Annotated in this window: 21 protein-coding genes; 19 read left to right on the top strand and 2 right to left on the bottom strand. The window is 30.3% G+C overall.

Features of this window, described 5'->3' with window-relative positions; translation table 11 throughout:
• Nucleotides 1-12 precede the first annotated feature (12 nt).
• A complete protein-coding gene (locus tag B8978_RS14875; RefSeq protein ID WP_176212716.1) occupies nucleotides 13-1749 on the bottom strand; it encodes a methyl-accepting chemotaxis protein in 1737 nt (578 codons plus the stop codon).
• Between the two features lie 325 nt (nucleotides 1750-2074).
• Between B8978_RS14875 and B8978_RS14870 the strand changes: the two genes are divergently transcribed.
• From B8978_RS14870 to B8978_RS14785, 18 genes are all read left to right on the top strand, one after another.
• Nucleotides 2075-2707 carry a YhbD family protein gene (locus B8978_RS14870; protein WP_084116907.1) on the top strand — a complete coding sequence of 211 codons (633 nt, stop codon included), beginning with the start codon at nucleotides 2075-2077 and terminating at the stop codon, nucleotides 2705-2707.
• Nucleotides 2708-3490 (top strand): polymer-forming cytoskeletal protein, encoded by a 783-nt coding sequence (locus tag B8978_RS14865; RefSeq protein WP_084116905.1) that lies wholly within the window; start codon nucleotides 2708-2710, stop codon nucleotides 3488-3490.
• A 185-nt stretch (nucleotides 3491-3675) separates the two neighbouring features.
• A complete protein-coding gene (locus B8978_RS14860) occupies nucleotides 3676-4965 on the top strand; it encodes an MFS transporter (RefSeq protein WP_084116903.1) in 1290 nt (429 codons plus the stop codon).
• 82 nt (nucleotides 4966-5047) lie between these two features.
• A complete protein-coding gene (glmM, locus tag B8978_RS14855; protein WP_084116901.1) occupies nucleotides 5048-6397 on the top strand; it encodes a phosphoglucosamine mutase in 1350 nt (449 codons plus the stop codon).
• Between the two features lie 223 nt (nucleotides 6398-6620).
• Nucleotides 6621-7331, top strand: coding sequence for a GntR family transcriptional regulator (locus B8978_RS14850; RefSeq protein WP_084116899.1), 711 nt, complete (start codon nucleotides 6621-6623; stop codon nucleotides 7329-7331).
• A 146-nt stretch (nucleotides 7332-7477) separates the two neighbouring features.
• Nucleotides 7478-7900 (top strand): phosphonate C-P lyase system protein PhnG, encoded by a 423-nt coding sequence (phnG, locus tag B8978_RS14845; RefSeq protein ID WP_084116897.1) that lies wholly within the window; start codon nucleotides 7478-7480, stop codon nucleotides 7898-7900.
• Between the two features lie 21 nt (nucleotides 7901-7921).
• Entirely contained in the window at nucleotides 7922-8515 is a 594-nt protein-coding gene (phnH, locus tag B8978_RS14840; RefSeq protein WP_084116895.1) for a phosphonate C-P lyase system protein PhnH, read from the top strand.
• A 1-nt stretch (nucleotide 8516) separates the two neighbouring features.
• Entirely contained in the window at nucleotides 8517-9638 is a 1122-nt protein-coding gene (locus B8978_RS14835; protein ID WP_084116893.1) for a carbon-phosphorus lyase complex subunit PhnI, read from the top strand.
• Nucleotides 9622-10461: an alpha-D-ribose 1-methylphosphonate 5-phosphate C-P-lyase PhnJ gene (locus tag B8978_RS14830; RefSeq protein ID WP_084116891.1), complete on the top strand. Its 840-nt coding sequence runs from the start codon at nucleotides 9622-9624 to the stop codon at nucleotides 10459-10461. The genes B8978_RS14835 and B8978_RS14830 overlap by 17 nt, the downstream gene beginning before the upstream one ends.
• A 21-nt stretch (nucleotides 10462-10482) precedes the next feature.
• Nucleotides 10483-11325: an ATP-binding cassette domain-containing protein gene (locus tag B8978_RS14825; protein ID WP_084116890.1), complete on the top strand. Its 843-nt coding sequence runs from the start codon at nucleotides 10483-10485 to the stop codon at nucleotides 11323-11325.
• A 29-nt stretch (nucleotides 11326-11354) separates the two neighbouring features.
• Nucleotides 11355-12524, top strand: a complete 1170-nt coding sequence (gene phnM / locus B8978_RS14820; protein WP_084116888.1) for a phosphonate metabolism protein PhnM — start codon at nucleotides 11355-11357, stop codon at nucleotides 12522-12524.
• Nucleotides 12525-12526: 2 nt separating this feature from the next.
• On the top strand, nucleotides 12527-13156 hold the full coding sequence (locus B8978_RS14815) for a DapH/DapD/GlmU-related protein (protein WP_084116887.1): 630 nt from the start codon (nucleotides 12527-12529) through the stop codon (nucleotides 13154-13156).
• A gap of 4 nt (nucleotides 13157-13160) precedes the next feature.
• On the top strand, nucleotides 13161-13856 hold the full coding sequence (locus tag B8978_RS14810; RefSeq protein ID WP_084116886.1) for a phosphonate C-P lyase system protein PhnL: 696 nt from the start codon (nucleotides 13161-13163) through the stop codon (nucleotides 13854-13856).
• The gene (locus B8978_RS14805; protein WP_084116885.1) at nucleotides 13853-15511 is read left to right on the top strand and encodes an inositol monophosphatase family protein; all 1659 of its coding nucleotides are present in this window, start codon (nucleotides 13853-13855) and stop codon (nucleotides 15509-15511) included. The genes B8978_RS14810 and B8978_RS14805 overlap by 4 nt, the downstream gene beginning before the upstream one ends.
• A 47-nt stretch (nucleotides 15512-15558) precedes the next feature.
• Nucleotides 15559-16491 (top strand): phosphate/phosphite/phosphonate ABC transporter substrate-binding protein, encoded by a 933-nt coding sequence (locus B8978_RS14800; protein WP_084116884.1) that lies wholly within the window; start codon nucleotides 15559-15561, stop codon nucleotides 16489-16491.
• A 111-nt stretch (nucleotides 16492-16602) separates the two neighbouring features.
• Nucleotides 16603-17391 carry a phosphonate ABC transporter ATP-binding protein gene (gene phnC / locus B8978_RS14795; protein WP_341435479.1) on the top strand — a complete coding sequence of 263 codons (789 nt, stop codon included), beginning with the start codon at nucleotides 16603-16605 and terminating at the stop codon, nucleotides 17389-17391.
• Nucleotides 17384-18184, top strand: coding sequence for a phosphonate ABC transporter, permease protein PhnE (gene phnE / locus B8978_RS14790; RefSeq protein WP_084116883.1), 801 nt, complete (start codon nucleotides 17384-17386; stop codon nucleotides 18182-18184). Before phnC ends, phnE begins: the two co-directional genes overlap by 8 nt.
• A complete protein-coding gene (locus B8978_RS14785; RefSeq protein WP_084116882.1) occupies nucleotides 18184-19038 on the top strand; it encodes a PhnE/PtxC family ABC transporter permease in 855 nt (284 codons plus the stop codon). Before phnE ends, B8978_RS14785 begins: the two co-directional genes overlap by 1 nt.
• 130 nt (nucleotides 19039-19168) lie before the next feature.
• Here the strand turns inward: B8978_RS14785 and B8978_RS14780 are convergent, their stop codons facing one another.
• Nucleotides 19169-20218, bottom strand: a complete 1050-nt coding sequence (locus B8978_RS14780; protein WP_084116881.1) for an LCP family protein — start codon at nucleotides 20216-20218, stop codon at nucleotides 19169-19171.
• A gap of 187 nt (nucleotides 20219-20405) precedes the next feature.
• On the opposite strand from B8978_RS14780, the gene B8978_RS19930 reads away from it, so the two are divergent.
• Nucleotides 20406-20552 (top strand): hypothetical protein, encoded by a 147-nt coding sequence (locus B8978_RS19930; protein ID WP_176212715.1) that lies wholly within the window; start codon nucleotides 20406-20408, stop codon nucleotides 20550-20552.
• The last annotated feature ends 481 nt before the right edge of the window (nucleotides 20553-21033 follow it).

Genomic DNA, 21033 nt, shown 5'->3' with positions numbered 1-21033 from the left:
GTATCCATTTTTTTAATATTTAAAGTTACTTACAATTGTTTCTAGATTTTGAGATAATTTATTAAACTCAACAACCATGGTATTAACATTTTCAATATTAGAAGACTGTTCATCCGTAGATGCTAAAGTCTCCTCGGTGGAAGCTGCGGTTTCTTCTGCTATTGCAGATATATTTTGAATAGAGTTATTTAAACTGTCTACTTCAGAAGTTATGTTTTTCATTCTTTCCCCTACAGATTTTGTGCTATCCATTACAGATGAAAAATTTTCAGATATATCGTTAAATGATTTATCTGTTTTTCTAACTATGTTGTTTTGAGTCTCAATCCTATTTCTAACATCATTTACATAGGATATTGTTTGATTCACAGCAATATGCATAGCTTGAATATTTAAATTAACTTCATTAGTGGCTAAAGCAGAGGATTCGGCAAGCTTTCTTACTTCCTCGGCAACAACGGCAAATCCCTTACCGTGTTCTCCGGCTCTTGCTGCTTCAATAGCTGCATTTAAAGCTAAAAGGTTTGTTTGCGCCGCTATATCACCAATAGTATTCGCCATTAAATTAATGGCAGTAGCTTTTTCTTTAAGTTCTTTAGAGGCATCTAATACATTATTTGTTAGAACACCAATTTCATTCATATGTGTATGTTGTTCAAGTATTGACTTTTTACCTAATATTATAGAGTTATTTGTTTCTTCAAAATGCATTATTACATTAGACATATCATCAGTTGTTGTGTTAACATGCTTGCTTATTTCATCAAGAGTAAAACTGGAACTTGAAATTTCACTAGCAACCTGCTGGTTACCTTCAGTAATCTCATTGACAGCACAAGATATTTGTTCCATAGCCAAACTTACTGCATCAATGTTTTTAGAAAGGCTATTACATCCAGTATTAAGAACTACTGTTCCATCACCAGCTTCTTTTATGGTTTTACGTATTTTGTCTATAAAAAGATTAAACTTATCAGCTACTTGTCCAATTTCATCCTTACTTGAAATAGGAAGTTTAAGTGTTAAATCCCCATCTGTTTCTGCAAGTTCTGAAATTTTATCTTTTAATATAAGCAATGGACGTGTAATTTTATTCACTAATAGAACACCTAATATGAGACAAATGATAATTGTAAACAAAAAACCAAAAATCATGGATATTAATATTCTTTTAAATTGCATATCAGAATTTTTTTCTGCCTGAACTGTCTTGTTGTTAGCATAAATTTCTATCTGAGTTACAATTTTGTCTATATTATCTGTAGGAACACGATCTATACCATTTACTAAGTTATCCACTAAATGCATACTTTGAGAATTATTTTCATCATAATTTTTTATTGCATCTCGGTATTCAGTGCCTAGATTAGAGTGAGTTTTTATGGCAGTGTCCACCTTAGAAAAATCTAAACCTTGTTTTTTCATTAATTCCCTTAAAGTCATTAAGTCATTTTGAGTAGATTTCTCGTATACGGAGAATCCAGAAGAATACTTTTTAAAGGAATCAGGATTGTTACCTCTAATCAAAAGGTCTTTCCATTCCTGGACTTGTTTTTTAAAGTTAACCTGTGCACTTCTAGCAGTATCAACAGATTTTATAGTGAGCTCATCAGAATTTGCGTTAGTATGAATTTCTTTGTTAATAGTATACAAAGAATTTAGACTTAATGCTCCAATTATTAGCATTAAAATAAAAATAAATGCCAACAAAGAGTAAAAACGTGTTCTGATCTTAAAATTGTTAAACAATGGGTCTTCCTCCTTAGAATTCATTATAAATTTAATAATTATAGAAAATTATGTGAACAAACATAATTTTCGACATAATTCAACATAATTTACTATCGTATATTTTGTTCATATCTTTATGGGGTAGCTTAATCTAGCCCAAATTGATATTTCGTACGATAGAATTAGTATTAACCACAATAAGTAGTATAAAATAAATTACAAAAAATTTTAAAAAGATATAAAAAACATATTTACAGTGTAACAATGTTTTGTTACACTGTAAATAGAAGATAAAAACTACTAAGTTTTTTACAATATGAAAAATACAGAAAGGAGATATTAAATGGAAGAAAGTTTAATTTCTAAGAAAGAACTATTGGAACTGACAAAAATTTCTTATGGTCAGCTTTATAGATGGAAAAGAAAAAAGCTAATACCCGAAGATTGGTTTATAAAAAAGTCTTCTTTTACGGGTCAAGAGACTTTTTTTCCAAGAGAAAAGATTCTTGAAAGGGTAGAAAAGATTAAAAATATGAAAGATGATTCGTCACTAGATGATTTAGCACAAATTTTTTCTCCTAAATTATCAGATATAAAGTTAACAGGTAAGGAAATTTTAGATAGGAAAATTCTTATTAAAGATGTAATTAATATATGTACCACAGATGAGAACCTGGAGGCTGTATACAGTTTTTATGAAATCTTATATATGGATGTAGTGCAAAGATGTTTAATGGATGGCAGTATATCCATTGAAGAAAGTAAAATTGTATTTGAAACAATAAAAAATAACTATAACAAGTACATTGAAAAAAATTGTGAAATAGTTTTTGTAAGGAAAATGGGTGTGGGCATAAGTATGGTTTTAGGACTACCTAACCAGATCTATTTTGAAAAATCAGCAAAACTTGTCATGAGGTTAAATATAAATATGTGCATTGAAGAATTAAAATTAAAATTAAAGGAGCTGTTTTAAATGGAAGAAACAAGACAAGATTTAAAAATATCAGGAGCAGGTAGCTGCGGTGGTGGAGTATATGATGAAGTAAAAATAAGTGGAGCAGGATCAATCAATGGAGATATAGATTGTAATTTGTTAAAAAGCAGTGGAGCATCAAATATAAAAGGTAATATAAAAGCTAAGGAAATAAAATGTAGTGGCTCTTCTTCTGTAGATGGAAATGTTGAAACTGAAGTTATAGAAATTAGTGGATCATCAGATATAAAAGGAAATCTAACAGCAGAGGAAGCTAAAGTAAGTGGTGGCTCTGATATATCTGGAGATGTTAGGGTAAAGAAGTTAAAGGTATCAGGTGGTTCAAATATTAAAGGGAGTTTGTATGGGGAAGAAATAAAAGTTTCTGGAGGAATTAAAATAGAAAAAGATTGTGAATGTGAAAACTTAAGAGCCACAGGAAGTTTTAATATAAAAGGTCTATTAAATGCTGATGAAATCGATATAGAACTGTTTGGAAAGTGCAGGGTTCGTGAAATTGGAGGTCGTAGTATAAATATAAGATTATCTTCAAACTATGGTGGCATAATAACACAACTTATAAAAACAATGTTTTTAAGTTCAAGAGAACTTATAACAGAGTCTATAGAAGGTGATGAAATTTATTTAGAAGGAACAACCTCAAAAATTGTTAGGGGAACAAATATAACTATTGGAGAAGGCTGTAATATTGAAAAAGTTGAATACACTGGTGAACTTAAGGTAATAAATGGTGGAAGGGTTCAAAATGAAGTAAGAGTGTGACACTTACTAAGAGGAATAGGTGTTGTATCATTGATCGCTATGGTATATAATGGTTTTATTAGAGTATAAATGGTATTGTTGGGAGGTTTTTAATTGCAGCATTTAGTAACTTTTTCTTTAATGCACAGCACAAATACTCTTGTTACCATTGTTCCAAAAGTGAAACATTGGAGGGAAAGTATGTTATGAATTTATCTATTTTAAAGAAAAAGGATGTAAGTCTACTAATGTTAAGCAAGTTTATATCAGTAATTGGTACTGGTATGCAAGAATTCGCATTATCATTGTATGTATTAAAAGTAACAGGTTCTGCTACTTTATTTGCCTCTGTTTTAGCGATTTCAATAATTCCACAATTAATATTAGGAACATTTGCAGGAGTTTTAGCAGATTGGTATGACAGAAAAAAGATGGTTGTTTATTTGGATTTATTAAATGGAGTAGTTGTAGGAATATTTACAATAATATTTTTATTAACAGGAGCATTATCTATGTTAGAAATCTATATCTTAGTCATATTACTATCTGTGATTACTGCTTTTTATCAACCTGTAGTTGGAACTATAATACCAAGTATAGTTACTGGGGATGAGTTAGTAGATGCCAATAGCATAAGTTCACTTATTTCAAATACATCTACTCTTATAGGGCCCGTTTTAGGAGCTATGCTTTTTGGATTTTATGGAATATCAATAATTTTAGCAATAAATTCATTTAGTTTCATTTTTGCAGGAATATTTGAAATGTTTATAAAGGTGCCTAAAAACAATAATAAGCCAGAAAAGATTAGCTTAAAGGCATTTAAAAATGATTTTACAGAAGGAATTAAGTTTATAAAAAGAAAAAATTTTATACTTACAGCGGTTATTGCTGCGTTAATAGTTAATTTTACATTGGCTCCTGTTACTATAGGGTTAGTTTACATATCAAAAAGAATTTTAAAAGTGTCAGACTTTCAATATGGATTAGTTGAAGGCATTTTTGCTGTTTCTATGATGATAGCTCCTTTTATTGTTGGGAAAATATATAAAAAATTAAAATCAGGAACAATTATGTTTATTAGTGTTTTTGCAATAGGTGTATTAATAATTATTATGGGAATAATACCAACAAATTTTTATTTGAGTTTATTCAATAAGAACACAGTGCCGTATATAAGTATATTGATAATATGTTTTCTTGTAGGCTTAATGGCTACAGTTGCAAGTATATCTTTAAATGTAGCCTTTCAAAAAGCTGTTCCATTAGAATTAATGGGAAGGGTAGGCGCAGTAATGTCCACAGGGTGTTTAGCAGCAGTACCACTTGGACAAATGTTATTTGGAATAATGTTTGATAACATTAATGCTAGCATATGTTTATTAATAATGGGAATTATACCAGCAGTTACAATGATTGCTTGTAGAAAAAATTTAGTAAAATATAGTGAAGATATTCCAAATGCTTCAAAGGTTCCAAGTTCTGATAATTGTTAATATAATGCTATTATGATATAATAAAATTTATGGGTATTTCAACTCATACAATAAATTAAGGTAAAAATAGTGAGGTAAGTATATGAGCAGAATGTTTGGTACAGATGGGGTTAGAGGAATAGCAAATGAAGAATTAACACCTGAAATAGCATATAATTTAGGAAGAGCTGGAGCATACGTATTATCCAAAGGTTCTCATAAACCAAGAATATTAGTTGGAACAGATACAAGAATATCAAAGGATATGCTTGAAAATGCATTAGTGGCAGGAATACTTTCAGTTGGTGCAGAGGCAGTTTGCGTTGGGGTGATACCAACACCAGCAATAGCGTATCTTACTAGAAAATATAAATTAGATGCAGGAGTAGTAATATCAGCTTCTCATAATCCTGTAGAATATAATGGAATAAAGTTTTTTAATTCTCAAGGTTACAAGCTTTCAGATGAACTTGAAGACAAGATACAAGGTATAATAGAAAATGAATTTAAAGATGTTCCATCACCAACCTCAGGTAGTGTAGGAAGAAAAGTAACAGAGGATTCAGCCTTAGAAGAATATATTGAATTTGCAAAGTCAACAATTGACTGTAATTTAAAAGGAATGAGAATTGCTTTAGATTGTGCAAATGGAGCCAGCTATAAATCTGCGGTTAGAAGCTTTAGAGAGCTTGGAGCAGAGGTTGTGGTAATAAATAATGATCCAGATGGAATAAACATAAATGATTGCTGTGGATCAACTCACCCAGAAGAACTTATGGAATATGTAGTAAAAAAGAAATGTGACTTAGGACTTGCTTTTGATGGTGATGCAGATAGATGTCTTGCAGTAGATGAAAAGGGTAATCTTATAGATGGAGATTTCATTATGGCTGTTTGTGGTAAGGATCTAAAGGATAAAAGAAAGTTAAATGAAAATGTTGTTGTTACGACAGTTATGAGTAATATGGGACTTTTCATTGCCCTTGATAAAGAAAACATAAATACTGTAAAAACTAAAGTTGGAGATAGATATGTTTTAGAAGAAATGCTTAAGCAGGGTTATAAACTTGGTGGAGAACAGTCAGGACATATTATTTTCCTTGACTACAATACAACAGGTGATGGACTTGTAACAGGACTTCAAATATCATCAGTTGTTAAAAATAGCCAAAAGACACTTTCTGAACTTGCAGCTATTATGAAGAAGCTTCCACAAGTATTAGCAAATGCAACAGTTCCAAACGATAAAAAGAATATATATAATGAAGATGATGAAATTATAAGTGAAATAAAGAAGATAGAAGAAAAATTAGATGGTTGTGGCAGAGTGTTAATAAGGCCTTCTGGTACAGAGCCACTAGTAAGAGTAATGCTTGAAGGGGAAAACCAAGTAGAACTTGATGAATTAGCACATTCTCTAGCAAGATTAATTGAGCAAAAAGCGAATAGATAAAGAAAAACCTACTATAATATTTTGTAGTAGCTATTTGCTAGTAAAAACTATGTAACATAAAATAATAGGAGATCACATTTTTGTTAGTAATAGCAAAAATGTGATTTTTTTTATAAATAAGTACATACGATTAGTATGTTAAAATTATTTTACTATTGCAAAACATTAAATTAAAGTAGTTAATATAACATTAGATATATATTAGTAATTCTAGGAGGAATTCATGAGTGATACTATTGAAACTAAAATTATGGATGAATTAATATCTAATATTAATGATGAAAAATACAATAGTAATGATAAATTGCCGTCAGAGAATGATTTAGCTGATGTGTATGGAATTCCAAGGATAAAAGTAAGAAAAGCTTATGAGAGATTAGAGGAGATGGGGTATATTTATTCAAGGCAAGGAAAAGGAAGATATTTAAGGCCAAGGCATAAGCAGATTGATTTGATTTTATCTGGTAATGAAAGTTTTAGTGAAAAAATCATTAATAAAGGTTATGATTTTTTATCTAAAAATATAATGTTTGAAAAAATACAATACGATGAAAAAATTTTTAAAGAATTGGGTGAAGACGTTGATGGAGAAGTATATAAAATTGGCAGGCTAAGAATAATAGACAAAATACCAATAGCACTGCATATTTCGTATGTTTCCTCAGTTACTTTTCCTGGTATAGAAGTTTTAGGTAAAAATATATCATCTATGTTTCAATACTACAGAAATAATGGTTACAGTGAAATTATTTCTGAAAAGAGTATTTTGAGTGTATCTTTTCCAACTGAACAAGAACGTAAAATATTTGAATGCTCTAGTTTAATTCCATTACTAGTGTTAGAAACCAATTCTATTGATGCTAAAACAAAGAAAGTGCTTGAATTTACAAAGATAGTGTATAGATGTGATCATTTTAAATACATAATTTATTAAGCTTAATTAAAACCATGTGTAATTTTTATGCATGGTTTTTTTATATTTAATTTTGACAACATTGTTTAACATAGTTAACGAGGATTTTACTATGTCAAACTTGGCAACAAGATATAATAAAAATTGTCAGAGGAGGAGTTGAAGAAATGAGAAGAAGAAGGCGAAGTGAAATTTTAATAAAAGGTTCTAGTGAATTGGCACAAGAAATGTTTAGAGAAATAGAAAAAAATTATGAAATAAAAACAATTGAAGATTCTCACAATGCTCTTGTAATGATAAAAATGCGTGAGAGTGCTAAAAACTCATTGTTTTATTTAGGTGAAGTATTAGTTACTGAAGCAAAGATTCAAATAGATGAAAAATTTGGAGTGGGAATTGTAAGAGGTAATAAACCTGAATTTGCGTATTGGCTTGCGGTTATTGATGCTGCTTATAATTTGGAGCTGGAAGAAACAAAAAAATGGGAAGAGAAATTGTTTGAAGAAGAGAAGGCTATAAAAAAGTTAGAGAGTGAGAAGGAAGCTGAAATTTTAAAAACTAAAGTTAATTTTGAAACCATGAAAGTTTAGTTGATACAAGGAGGAATAAATATGGAAATTGATATGGTTCATGATGTACAAAATGCATATAGAAAATTGTTAGTTTGTATGTCAAGGCCTGGAAATATAGAGAGTTTAGGAGAAGAGAGCAATAAAGTTCATATTGATGCTAATATTTTTAATTCAACATTAGTTTTAATGTTTATATTATTGGATTCAGAGGTAAGTTTTAAAGTTGTTTCAAAATATGAAGACAAAATCTCGAAAATTGTTCAGAGTCTAACATATTCTACGCCTACCAATATAGAAGAAGCCGATTTTATATTTTTACTAGAAGATCAAGAAGAAAATTCCTTAAAACAAATAATAACAAAGTCAAAAATTGGTGATTTAATAAATCCTCATAAATCAGCAACCATAATTGTTGAAACCAGCAAAATTGATTATGAAAAAAAACTTTTACTTAAAGGCCCAGGTATAAAAACTGAAACATATATAGATTTAAAATTAGAACAAATGTGCATAGAAGAATTATGTAAAAAAAATATAGAATTTCCAATGGGAATAGATATGATTTTTGTGGATAAAAACTCTAATATAACATGTTTACCAAGAACTACAAAGGTTTTAAGGAAGGTGAATTAGTGTGGGATATGTTGCTGTAAAGGGTGGCACTAAAGCTATAGAGGAATCTATTAAGAGATTAAAATATAAAAGGTTAAAAAATGGTGAGGTTTTAAAAATTAATGATATAGAGGCTGGAATGAGAGGACTAATTGATCAGATAATGTCAGAAAGTAGTTTGTATTCTGAGAAGCTAGCAGCCATTGCAATTAAACAGGCAGAAGGAAACTCAGAAGAGGCAGTATTTTTACTAAGGGCCTACAGATCTACACTTCAAAGAAATCATTATACAAGAGTTGCTGAGTCAAATCAAATGTTTATAGAAAGAAGAATTTCAGCAAGTTTCAAGGATGTACCAGGAGGTCAAATTTTAGGAGCAACTTATGATTATACTCATAGGCTAATAGACTTTGAACTTGTAAATGAATCAAAAGAAGAAGTGTTAAATTGGTTAGAAAATTTTAAAAACTGTAAAGAAAAACCGGAAAATAAGGAGAAACTTACAAATTTACCTAAAGTGCTAGAGTATTTGAGAGAAGAAGGGCTTATTAAAACTTATGAAAATGATGATAATAGGCCTATTGATATAACTAAAAAAAGTATTGAATTTCCAACAAAAAGAAGTGAAAGATTACAGATTTTAACGAGAGGACAGACTGGAGCGGTAATATCATTAGGTTATGCTGCCTTAAGAGGATTTGGATCTTTGCATCCAACAGTAGGGGAGTTAAGAGTAGGAAGTCTGCCTTTATATATTAGTGATCCACTAAGTGATTCCTGTGAAGAAGAGGATGACTTCTATATTGGAGATATAGTTATAACTGAAGTAGAGATGTTTATACCTAAAACTGTAGAAGAAAAAAAAGGCAAAAAAAAGATTGAATTTGAAATAGGTTATGGAGTTTGTTATGGACAGAATGAAACAAAAGCCATGGCTATGGGAATACTTGATCAATGTTTAGAAACTAAAGACGAGAAATATCCTACTCACAATGAAGAGTTTGTGTTGCTGCATATCGATAGCGTTGAATCTTCTGGATTTATGTCTCATTTAAAATTACCTCATTATGTAACTTTTCAATCAAAGCTTGACAGTGTTCGTAAGACTAAAAAGGAGGAAATTGTAAGTGAAAATGAATTATAATTTTGCTTTCTTTGATGAAAGTTCTAAAAGAGAAATTAGAAGAGCGTCTTTAAAGGCTGTTGCAATTCCAGGCTATCAAGTTCCTTTTGCGTCAAGAGAAATGCCAATTGCAAGAGGATGGGGAACTGGTGGACTTCAATTAACTTTATCTTTGATTGGGAAAAAAGATAAATTAAAGGTTATAGATCAAGGTGCAGATGAATCTGTAAATGCAGTAAACATAAAAAAACTTATACAAAACACAACAGGAGTAGAAATTACAGAAAAAACAGAAGCTGCAACTATAATTCAATCAAGACATAGAATTCCTGAGGTAAAACTTCATTCAAACCAAATATTAGTTTTACAAGTTCCGATTCCAGAACCACTTAGGGCTGTGGAGCCAAGTGAATATAAAACCAAAAGACTTCATGCTGAAAATGAGTATAGTGGTGTTTGGCTTATGTTATTTGAACAAATTATGAAATATGGAAATATGTCAACAGGTGCAGATCATCCAGTTTTTGCTAATGGCAGGTATGTAATGGCACCAAGTCCAATACCACGTTTTGATAATAATAAAATGAATTATTCAGAAGCTTTAATTCTTTTAGGAGCAGGTAGAGAAAAAAAGATATATGCAGTACCACCTTATACTGAAATAAATTCACTAAGTTTTGAAGACTATCCTTTTAAAACAGAAAATTTTGAAGGTAAAAGCTGTAGAATATGCGGAGCATCTCATGTATACCTTGATGAATTTATTGATGAAAAAACTGGTGAAAAATACTATCAATGCAATGATACAAGTTACTGTATGATGAGGATGAACTCTAATAGTTAAAGATGAGGATGGTGATTTGAAATGAATTTTACAGATGAGCCAATACTAAAGGTTATAAATTTAAATAAACAATTTGGACCTGGCTGTGAAAAATGTAATGGATCAAAGGAAACATTAGAAAAAAACTTTTGTCCAGAGTGTGGCACAGTATATGCCTGTCAAGATATTTCTTTTGAACTTTATAAAGGAGAGATACTTGGTGTTGTTGGAGAAAGTGGAAGCGGAAAGTCTACTATGATGGAATGCTTGTATTTTGATAAAGAAATCACCTCTGGAGAAGCGTATATAAGTACATATGGAAAAGGTGAAGTGAACATATTTTCAGAATCTTCTCAAAAAAAGAGACTTATAAAAAATAATGTTTTAGGAAAAGTCTATCAAAGCCCTATGCAGGGACTTAGAATGAATTTTTCATCCATAGGTAATATTGCAGAAAAATTAATTTCAGCAGGTAATAGAAATGTTGGATTAATGGAGAATAGGGGAAAGGAACTTTTAGAAAAAGTTAACATTCCACTTTTCAGAATGAAGGAAGCTCCTAAAAATTTTTCTGGTGGAATGCAACAAAGAGTGCAAATAGCCAAAGCCTTATCAAATAATCCTCCTATTTTATTATTGGATGAAGTTACAACTGGATTGGATTTATCTGTGCAAGCTAATGTCCTGGATTTAATTAAAGAAATTCAAAGGGAACTTGGCATAAGTATGATTGTAGTATCTCATGATTTAGGAGTTATAAGAATGCTTTCAGATAGAACCATTGTTATGTTAAACGGAAAGATTATTGAAAAAGGACTTACAGATCAAATACTTGAGGATCCCCAAACAGCATATACGCAACAATTAGTATATTCGCTATTATAATAACTTTAATTAAAAAGGAGGCATTAGCAGTGTATATAATAAAAAATGGGAAAATAGTAACTGAAAATGAAATATTAGAAGGATACGATTTAATAATTGAAAATGATTTAATTAAGGAAATAAGAGAATCAGTACAAAATGAAAATAATGATCCTGAAAAAGTTATTGATGCTAGGGGAGGATATGTGGCACCTGGTTTTATTGATATTCATTCAGATTATATTGAAAACATGGCTGCTCCTAGGCCTAGTTCAATTATGGATTTTTCTATAAGTTTGAGAGAGGAAGAAAAGATTTTAGTTAATCAAGGAATAACAACTATGTTTCATTCAATTACTATGGATAGAAATGAACTTAAAAATGTACCAATAAGAAATCCTAAAAATGTGAAGGAAATGATAAATGCTATTAGTAATATCAGCAATGATAAGCATCTAATAAAACACCATTTCCATGCAAGAATAGAAATAGACAATATAAATGAAATAGATAACATTAAAAAATACATTGAGGAAGATAAGGTACAACTAATTTCTTTTATGGATCATACACCTGGACAAGGGCAATATAGAAATTTGGAGGTATATAGAAAAACACTTAAAGACTATAGAGATATATCAGAAGATGAAATAGAAGAAATTATTCATGCTAGTGGACGTAAGGAAAAAATAACTGATGAAAGTATAAAAGAAATTGCAGCTTTAGCACTTGGAAAAAGTATTTCAATTGCATCACATGATGATGATAGTGTAGAAAAATTAAAAATTGTTCAGGGATATGGGGCAAGAATAAGTGAATTTCCAATAACTTTAGACGTGGCGAAATCTGCAAAAAGTATGGGTATGTATACAATTGCTGGAGCACCAAATGTATTATTAGGAGGTTCTCATTCTGGAAATTTATGTGCAGCAGAGGCTATAAAAAATGACTGTATTGATATACTTTGCAGTGATTATTACCCTGCAGCCATGCTTCATGCTGTGTTTTTACTTAATGAAAGACACGGTATGGATTTAGGAGAAATGTTTAATCTAGTAACCATAAATCCTGCAAAGGCAGTAAATATGGATAATAGTATAGGTTCAATTAAAAAAGGAAAGAAAGCAGACATAATTATAATAGAAAAATTAAATGAACAATTCCCAGTAATTACATCAGTTTTTGTTGATGGAAAGTTAAAAACCAGGACTAATTATTAAATATGAATACTGAAGAAAAGACATTAACTGTAGAGCCATTAATAGGTGAAAACTGTAAAATAGTAAATTCAAAACTGGGTGAATTTACAGAGGTAGGAATTTTAAATTTTTATGAAAATGTTGCTCTTGGAAACTACTCATATACAGGTCAATTTTGTTTTCTTCAAAATACGGATATAGGTAAATTTGTAAACATAGCAGCTATGGTGAGAATTGGACCCACAAATCATCCTATGGAAAGACCAACATTACATCATTTTACTTATAGAAGAAAGATGTATGGTTTTGACGATAAAGATGACGAGGAAATTTTTGAAAAGAGAAAGACCGATAAGGTATACATTGGAAATGATGTTTGGATAGGACATGGTGCGATTATTATGCCTGGAGTGACCATAGGAGATGGAGTTATTGTAGGTAGTGGAGCAATAGTAACAAAGGATGTTGAAGCTTATAACATAATAGCAGGTGTACCCGCAAAAGTAATTAGAAAAAGGTTTAGCGATGATATTATTTATAAATTAGGATGTATTAAGTGGTGGAATTGGGATTATAAAAAAATAAAGGAAAACTTCAATGATTTTTTACTTGATGTAGAAAGTTTTGTAGAAAAGCATTATAAAGGAAGGTAATGTTATGGAACAAATCTTAAAGATAGAAAATTTATATAAAACTTTTGTTATTCATAATTTAGGAAAATGTATAAAAGCATCCCATGATATTAATATACAGCTAAGCAAGGGAGAATTTATAGGAATTACAGGAAAAAGCGGAAGTGGAAAATCTACAATACTCAAGTGTATCTACAGAACTTATACAACAAATCAAGGAAGCATATGGTATAAATCTGAAAAATTTGGGCTAGTTAATCTTTTAGATATACCTGAGAGACAGATGATATATTTAAGAAAATATGAGATTGGATATGTTTCTCAATTCCTCAGTAGTATGCCAAGAACTACAGCAAGAGAGATTGTTGAACATTCAGTATTAGAAATGGGTTTTAGTAGAGAATATGCTTCACAGAAAGCAAAGGAAATGTTTGAGCATTTTGAATTTGCAAAAGAACTTTGGGACAGCTATCCCAATACTTTTTCTGGAGGAGAAAAATTGAGACTAAATATAGCAAAGGCAATGGTTAAACATCCAAGATTATTACTTTTGGATGAACCTACTGCAAGTTTAGACAACTATTCTAAAGAGAAGGTAAGAGAGCTTATAGAACAGTTAAAGCTTGAGGGAACCACTATGATAGGAATATTTCATGACATAAACTTCATGGAGGGGCTTTGTGATAAGAAATATAATATGCAGGCGGGGGAACTTATATGAAGGCAGATTTTCATATTCATACCGATATTTCTGATGGATATAACAACATAAAAGAAATAATGAAAATGGCTAAGCAAAATGATCTAACACATATAGCAATAACTAATCATGATACAATAGAAGGCTTAGAAGAAGCAATAAAACTTGGAAAAAAAGAAGGTATAAAGGTCATTCCAGGTATTGAAATTTCAGCATTTAACTTTGAAAAAGATAAAAAAGTTCATATTCTAGGATTTAACTTTGATCTTGAAGGTAAAAATATTAAAAAATTATGTGATCCCATTTTACAAAAGAGAAATGCTAATTCAATTTTACATATAGTTAATTTAATACAAAATGGCTATAAAATAAGCATTAAAAATATTATAAACAGGGCAAGAGATAGTGGAGTTATATATAAACAGCATATTATGGATGAGTTAATAGAGAAAGGTTATACAAATGAAATATATTCTGAATTATATAAAGAGTTATTTAAAAAAGATGGAATATGCAGTAATGACATAATTTATGTTGACGCAGTAGATGCAGTAAAAGCTATAAAATTAGATGGTGGTGTAGCTGTGTTAGCCCATCCTGGACAATTAAATTCTTATGACATAATTGATCGTCTTGTTAATGTAGGACTTGATGGACTAGAACTTAATCACGAAGATCACAGTCCTAAGGATATTGAAATTATTAATGAATATAGCAATAAATATAATCTTTTCTTAACTGGAGGCAGTGATTTTCATGGAAAATACGGCTCAGAAACAAGCTTAGGATGCATAACCTCGCCTAAGGAAGTTATAAAGGTTTTAGATAAAAAATTCGATGAAGATACTCCTGAGGCCATAGAGAATTTTATTAAGTCAATTGTAAGTCAAGCAGGAGAATTTATAAGAAAACCAATAGTAGAAAATATGAATTTAAAATTAAAAAACAATGATTTTAAAGATATAGTTACAAAACATGATATAGAGATTGAAAAATTTTTAGTAAAAAAAATTAGTGAAAGATATCCAGAACATAGTTTTATAACGGAAGAAAAAACTTCAAGCAAACAGTTTTTTTCAGAATATACGTGGATAATAGATCCCATTGATGGTACAACAAATTTTGTTAATTTTCATAAAGATTTTGCAATATCTGTTGCACTATATAAATATAAAAAACCTTATATTGGAGTTGTATATGATGTAGTGAAAGATTTAATGTATTCAGCAATTTCAGGGAAAATGGCTATGTTAAATGGTACTCAGATTACAAAACCAGCAAATGAAGAACTTAAATTAGAGGATTCAATTATAGATTTTAGTTTAAATTCAATTACAAACTTAAGAAACAACAAAATTGATCTTACAAAAATAAATGACAGCATAAGGGGACATAGGTCTTATGGCTCGGCATCTCTAGCAATATGTAAAATTGCAACTGGAGAACTTCAAGGATACATCTCGTCAAAATTAAAAATATGGGACTTTGCCGCAGCTGTTATTTTATTAGAGGAGCTTAGAGGCTGTTATGAGTATTTTAGTTATAACAATGAAGCATTTTTAGCACTAGATGATAAAGTGATTTTTATAGCGGCAGAAAACAGACAAATTAAAAATGAATTATTAAACAAATTAAATTTTCCACTAAGCATTAATAGGATAAATAATATAAAGTGATTATTTGTTCGAAAAGGCTTTAAATAAATATCTAAGGGGTGTAAATAATGTTAAAAAAACTTTTAATCATGACTATTACAGCATTAACTATCGTTTCTGTCGTAGGTTGTTCATCACAATCAAAAACTTCTCAGAGTACTGTAAAAAAGCCAGATAAAATCGTTATAGCATATCTTCCTGATGAAGCTACAGAAAAAACAGCAGAATATCGTCAAGGCCTTCAAAAAGATATGGAAAAGGCATTAGGTGTAAAGGTACAAGAATATCTTTGTAGTGATTATAATGCGGCAATAGAAGGAATGAAAGCAGGTAAAGTAGACATTGCTGACTTTGGACCATTGTCTTATGTACAAGCGCATAAAAGAGCAAAGGCAGTCCCATTAGTAGTTCCAGCTTTAGATTCAGACAAGAGTAAGGCAGGTTATTATTCATATATAATTACTCAAGCAAATAACAATTCTATAAACTCAATAAATGATTTGAAAGGTAAAACTTTTGCATTTGTAGATCCAGATTCAACTTCTGGTAATCTAGTTCCATCAAAAGCTATAATTGATGCAAACAGCGGTGAAAATTTAACTATTGATGATTTACATGCCAATGGAAAGTTTTTCAAATCAGTTACGTATTCAGGTTCACATCAAAACGGACTTCTTTCAGTAGCAAAAGGTGACATTGATGCAGCACCATGTGCTTCAGATACTTTTTCTATAGAAACCACAAATGGTCAAGTTGATAAGAACAAAGTTAAAATTGTATATACATCACCTATAATTCCAGGATCACCTGTAGCAATTAGAGGTGATTTAGATCCTAATTTTATAAAGCAGGTTAAAAATTTCTATTTAAAATATAACAATGATTCTTATTTTAAAAATTTTGTTGGGGAAAAAGATGGACAGAAAATGCGTTATGTATCAGCAGAAGATTCTGATTACAAGTATATAAGTGATTTGGCAACTAAATTTGGACTTAACTAATAAGGTTAAGTAAAGCAAGTTTCCAATGTAAAATTTGTTGCAAATTTTATGTTGGAAACTTTTAGTGGATATTAACTTCAATAATTTTTAATAATATGGAGATGATTTATTTTGAATAAAGTTTTAATGGTCAATAGCATTTATAAATACTTTGAAAAAGATAAATTGGTTTTAAATAATGTAAGTTTTAATGTGGAAAAAGGAGAATTTGTTGTTATTATAGGACCTTCAGGTGCTGGTAAATCTACAATACTAAGGTGTATTAATTCTCTTATTAAGCCAAGTAAAGGTGAAATTGTATTGGAAGACAAAGTAATAAATCAGATCAAAGGTGGAAAAATTAGAGAAGTTAGAAGAAAGATTGGCATGGTATTTCAAAATTATAATTTAGTATATAGACTTACTGTTATGCAAAACGTTATGCACGGAAGATTAGGTTACACTTCAGGTATAAGTGGAATATTTGGATCATATTTAGAAGAGGACAAGAGGAAAGCCATCGAACTGCTTGATAAAGTTGGACTTGTTAATTATATGTACAAAAGAGCTAGCGAACTTTCAGGTGGGCAGAAACAAAGAGTTGGAATTGTTAGGGCATTAATGCAAGAGCCGGCCTTACTTTTGTGTGATGAACCAATAGCTTCACTTGATCCAAGCAGTTCTAAGATTATTATGGATTTAATAAGGGATTCAGTAAGAGAAAGAAAAATAGCTTGCATCGTAAATTTGCACCAAGTTGAAGTTGCAAAGGAATATGCAGATAGAATAATTGGAATAAAAAATGGTGAAGTAGTATTTGACGGAGTACCATCTTTACTTAATGATAAAATTATAGAAAATATTTATGATACCTCTATAGATAACTTAATGCTTAAAAAAGAGGTGAGACTTGATGCATAAGGCAAGAGAAAAGATATCTCTTATTGATACTAAACGAAATAAATATTATAATATAGCACTAATTATTATTATAATTATTTTTGTGGTATCAACCTTTTTTACTCAATATAATCCATTTGAAATATTTTTTAACTATAGCAATTTAACAGATTTTATAACTAAAGATTTTTTACCTCCTAACACAACTGGAATAAATGAGATTGGTCTAGCATTACTTCAAACTTTTGAAATGGCAGTAGCATCAACTTTTTTTGCTGCTATATTTGCACTGATTTTATCATTTTTTGGATCTAACATAATTTTTAATGTGCCGTTAGTAAATAAAATTGTAAGATTAATCGGGTCCTTTATGAGAAACATTCCCTCATTAATTTGGGCATTAATACTTGTAATGGCTTTTGGCATAGGAATTTCTGTGGGACTCCTAGCATTGTTTATAGCTTCTTTTGGTTTTTTATTAAGAGCATATATTGAGACAATAGATGAAGTTGGAGGAGAGGTCTTAGAAGCATTGGACTCTGTTGGAGCAAGTTTTTTTCAAAAAATAATACAGGGTGTAATCCCAATGGCAATGCCGGGTTATTTATCTTGGTTTTTATATTCAATAGAGGTAAATGTAAGAGACTCTACAATTGTAGGACTTGTAGGAGGTGGAGGTATAGGACTTCTACTTATGGGTTATATAAAATCCTTCAAATACAATGTGTCTGCTACCGTGATTTTTGCAATTGCTGCAGTGGTTATTTTAGTTAATGTTCTTACAGAACAAGTAAGAAAGAAGGTATTACTATAATGGGAAAAGATAATATATATGAAACTCCTTTAAAAATGAAAACTGAAATTGTAAAAACAGGTTTTAGGGGAAAAATTAAAATAAACAATCCTAGAAATAATATGACATTAAAAGTATTTATTTTAATTATGTTTGTCATGTCAATTATGTCTATTTCTCAGCTTAATATAGAATGGTATAAACTAATAGCTAGATTCCCTCTCTTAGGAGGAATTTTTGTCCAATTGTTGAAATTTAATTTTGGAAATTTCAGCTTAGTATTAGACGGTTTTGCAGAATCTGTTGAAATAACAATATTATCAATTGTATATAGTGTGTTTGCAGGATTAATTATGGCTATTTTTATGGCTAAAAACATTACACCAAGCAAAACCCTGGCTGTTTTACTAACTGCAATAAATTCATTTATTAGAGCAGTACCAATAGTTGTATGGGTGCTTTTATTATTGACCTGCTTGGGACTTGGACCAGCACCTGGGGTTTTGGGACTTTCTTTTCATGCCAGCGCATTTTTTGCTAAGGCTTTTTCAGAAAGTTTTGAAGAAGTTCCTGAAGACTCAATTGAAGCAATTAAAGCTACAGGTGCCACAAGCATTCAAATTTTTTTTAGTGCGATTTTGCCGGCAGCCTTTACGTCGCTTATAGCGTGGATTTCAATGAGATTTGAAATAAACTTTGGTGAATCAAGCATACTTGGTATGGTTGGTGCTGGAGGAATAGGTTATTCAATATATTCTAGTATATCTTCATACAATTATGGGCGTGCTGGAATTTCAATATTATTAGTTTTTGCTTTTGCATATGCAATTGAAATCATTTTTACTACGATAAAATATAAATTAAAAGTAAACTAATCAATTATAAGGAAGAAGACATTATGAGTAATTATAAATTGATTAGTTTGACTTTGCTACGAAGTATGCGATAAGAGGTTGGTGAATGAAATAATCGTTCACCAACCTCTCGGTTATTGCTACAGGCAATTTATTTTATTTTATTAGCATCAGTTTCAAATATAAACTTGTGCAAATCCGCATTATTAGCAGCCTTGTTCCAGCCTAAAAAATAAGTTCCATTTATGTAGGTACTGTAATTATATCCTGGCTTGTCCTCAGGCAATCTAAATTGATCTATCGTATTTATTTTATTTAAAATTACATAAGAAGCATCAGAAAGCATATCTGTGCTAGAAAGTGAAGTTTCAATATTAGGTAAAATTGTATCTAGCATTGAAGAAGCCTCAGTAATGCCTAGTGTGGATAGCTTTTTAAAAACAGCAGTTAGAACTGTTCTCTGTCTTTCAGTTCTTTGGAAGTCCTCAGCGCCAACATATCTTATTCTACAATAACCTAAGGCTTGTATACCATTCAAATGTTGAAGTCCACCGTGAGTTAAATAAGGAGGATTGCTGATTCCTTCAAGTCCTGCAACTTCTTTTATATAATTATTTGCTACCTTTACTTCATCTTCTGAAATGTCAATATCAACTCCACCAACTGCATCTACTATCTTGTCAAAATCTCCAAAATCAACTTTTATATAATCCTTAATATTCATGTCAAAATTACTATTGATTGCTTTAATAGCATATTGTCCGCCAGCCTGTCCGCCACCGCCTTGCTTGTATATAACATTTATTCTATCCTTATTTGTTCCAGCAGTAGCTCCTTCGCCTTGTATGTTATCAATAAGCATGTCCCTCATAAGTGAAGTTAATTTTACTTTTTTATGAGCTTTATCAATGGATAAAATCATTATTGAATCTGTAAGACCAGGATCAACCTTAGGATCACGTGAGTCCACACCTAAAAGCAGGATATTAGTATAGTTTTTATCAATAGAAGTATCATCAAAATTTTGTGAGTTTATTCCAAGATCAGACGGTTTTTTTGATATGTTAACACCGTTTACCTTTGATAACTTGCTATTGATGAAGAAAAAAGTGCCTCCACCTACTATTGCTAAAATAATAAGTATAACTATAGGAATAATAATAATTTTCTTATGTGTTTTCTTTACATTTTTATTTTTCATAGAGTGCTCCTCCACCTAATATTTTTTGTGTAAATAATTGTCCAATCTATATGATACATTTACACAAAAAGTATGTCAATAAATATAAAAAATTGGTAATTTAATTATGACTTTAATAGTATGCTTATATAGATTTTCGTAATAGTTAGAAATTGCGAAGCAAAGACTAAAGAAAGCCTTCGGCTAGATGAAAGATTTGACGATGCTAAAGCCGTCAAAGGTGAGAGAAGTTACTTACGTAACAGGTAAAGGAAATTTTTCCTCCTACGTCAGAAAAATGGTGAATTTAAATTTATATATCTTAGTATCTAAAGATAACTCTACAATATGTTAATAAATATTTATACGATAAACACCACGACCTTTGGTCAAAAAATGAGGGATAAAATACTCTAGATTTTAAATTTAAGTTCAAAGATTTTTCGCACGCATAGCGTAAAAAGCTTTAACCAGTTAATTTGTAATTTCTTTAAATTATGTCATAACATTTGCTTTAAAAGGTGAATTTATTATTAATATTAATAAGTACAAGTTGACTAATGAGTATGTTGTTAATATAATGTAGTGTATAGAATTATAAGGAGGTGCAAATATAATAAAAATTTTAAAGCGCCAGGAGTTAAGTAATTAAGTGGAAACTCAGTATAGCTGAGTAAATTTCACTAATCAAATCAAAGATTTGTTTTGTAAAGTAAACTCAGCACAGCTGAGTAAGTTCCATTAACCAAATCGAAGCTTTGGAATGTCACTTAACTTGACGAGGATGGGGAGAATCGAACTCTTCGGCGGGTGCCCCACGGTATCACACTACCGTA

Origin of the sequence: Clostridium acidisoli DSM 12555, from assembly GCF_900176305.1 — a bacterium.
Lineage (GTDB): Bacteria > Bacillota > Clostridia > Clostridiales > Clostridiaceae > Clostridium_I > Clostridium_I acidisoli.
Note: the sequence above shows the minus strand (reverse complement) of the source record. Positions and strands in the feature narration are given on the sequence as shown.

Bases quoted from the DNA above. Each gene is read 5' to 3' on its own strand.
- B8978_RS14825 (WP_084116890.1), top strand. From the start codon at position 10,483: ATGAATTTTACAGATGAGCCAATACTAAAGGTTATAAATTTAAATAAA.
- glmM (WP_084116901.1), top strand. From the start codon at position 5,048: ATGAGCAGAATGTTTGGTACAGATGGGGTTAGAGGAATAGCAAATGAA.
- phnG (WP_084116897.1), top strand. From the start codon at position 7,478: ATGAGAAGAAGAAGGCGAAGTGAAATTTTAATAAAAGGTTCTAGTGAA.
- B8978_RS14865 (WP_084116905.1), top strand. From the start codon at position 2,708: ATGGAAGAAACAAGACAAGATTTAAAAATATCAGGAGCAGGTAGCTGC.
- B8978_RS14785 (WP_084116882.1), top strand. From the start codon at position 18,184: ATGGGAAAAGATAATATATATGAAACTCCTTTAAAAATGAAAACTGAA.
- B8978_RS19930 (WP_176212715.1), top strand. From the start codon at position 20,406: ATGAAAGATTTGACGATGCTAAAGCCGTCAAAGGTGAGAGAAGTTACT.
- B8978_RS14810 (WP_084116886.1), top strand. From the start codon at position 13,161: ATGGAACAAATCTTAAAGATAGAAAATTTATATAAAACTTTTGTTATT.
- phnH (WP_084116895.1), top strand. From the start codon at position 7,922: ATGGAAATTGATATGGTTCATGATGTACAAAATGCATATAGAAAATTG.
- B8978_RS14860 (WP_084116903.1), top strand. From the start codon at position 3,676: ATGAATTTATCTATTTTAAAGAAAAAGGATGTAAGTCTACTAATGTTA.
- B8978_RS14805 (WP_084116885.1), top strand. From the start codon at position 13,853: ATGAAGGCAGATTTTCATATTCATACCGATATTTCTGATGGATATAAC.
- B8978_RS14850 (WP_084116899.1), top strand. From the start codon at position 6,621: ATGAGTGATACTATTGAAACTAAAATTATGGATGAATTAATATCTAAT.
- B8978_RS14800 (WP_084116884.1), top strand. From the start codon at position 15,559: ATGTTAAAAAAACTTTTAATCATGACTATTACAGCATTAACTATCGTT.
- B8978_RS14780 (WP_084116881.1), bottom strand. From the start codon at position 20,218: ATGAAAAATAAAAATGTAAAGAAAACACATAAGAAAATTATTATTATT.
- B8978_RS14870 (WP_084116907.1), top strand. From the start codon at position 2,075: ATGGAAGAAAGTTTAATTTCTAAGAAAGAACTATTGGAACTGACAAAA.
- B8978_RS14815 (WP_084116887.1), top strand. From the start codon at position 12,527: ATGAATACTGAAGAAAAGACATTAACTGTAGAGCCATTAATAGGTGAA.
- phnE (WP_084116883.1), top strand. From the start codon at position 17,384: ATGCATAAGGCAAGAGAAAAGATATCTCTTATTGATACTAAACGAAAT.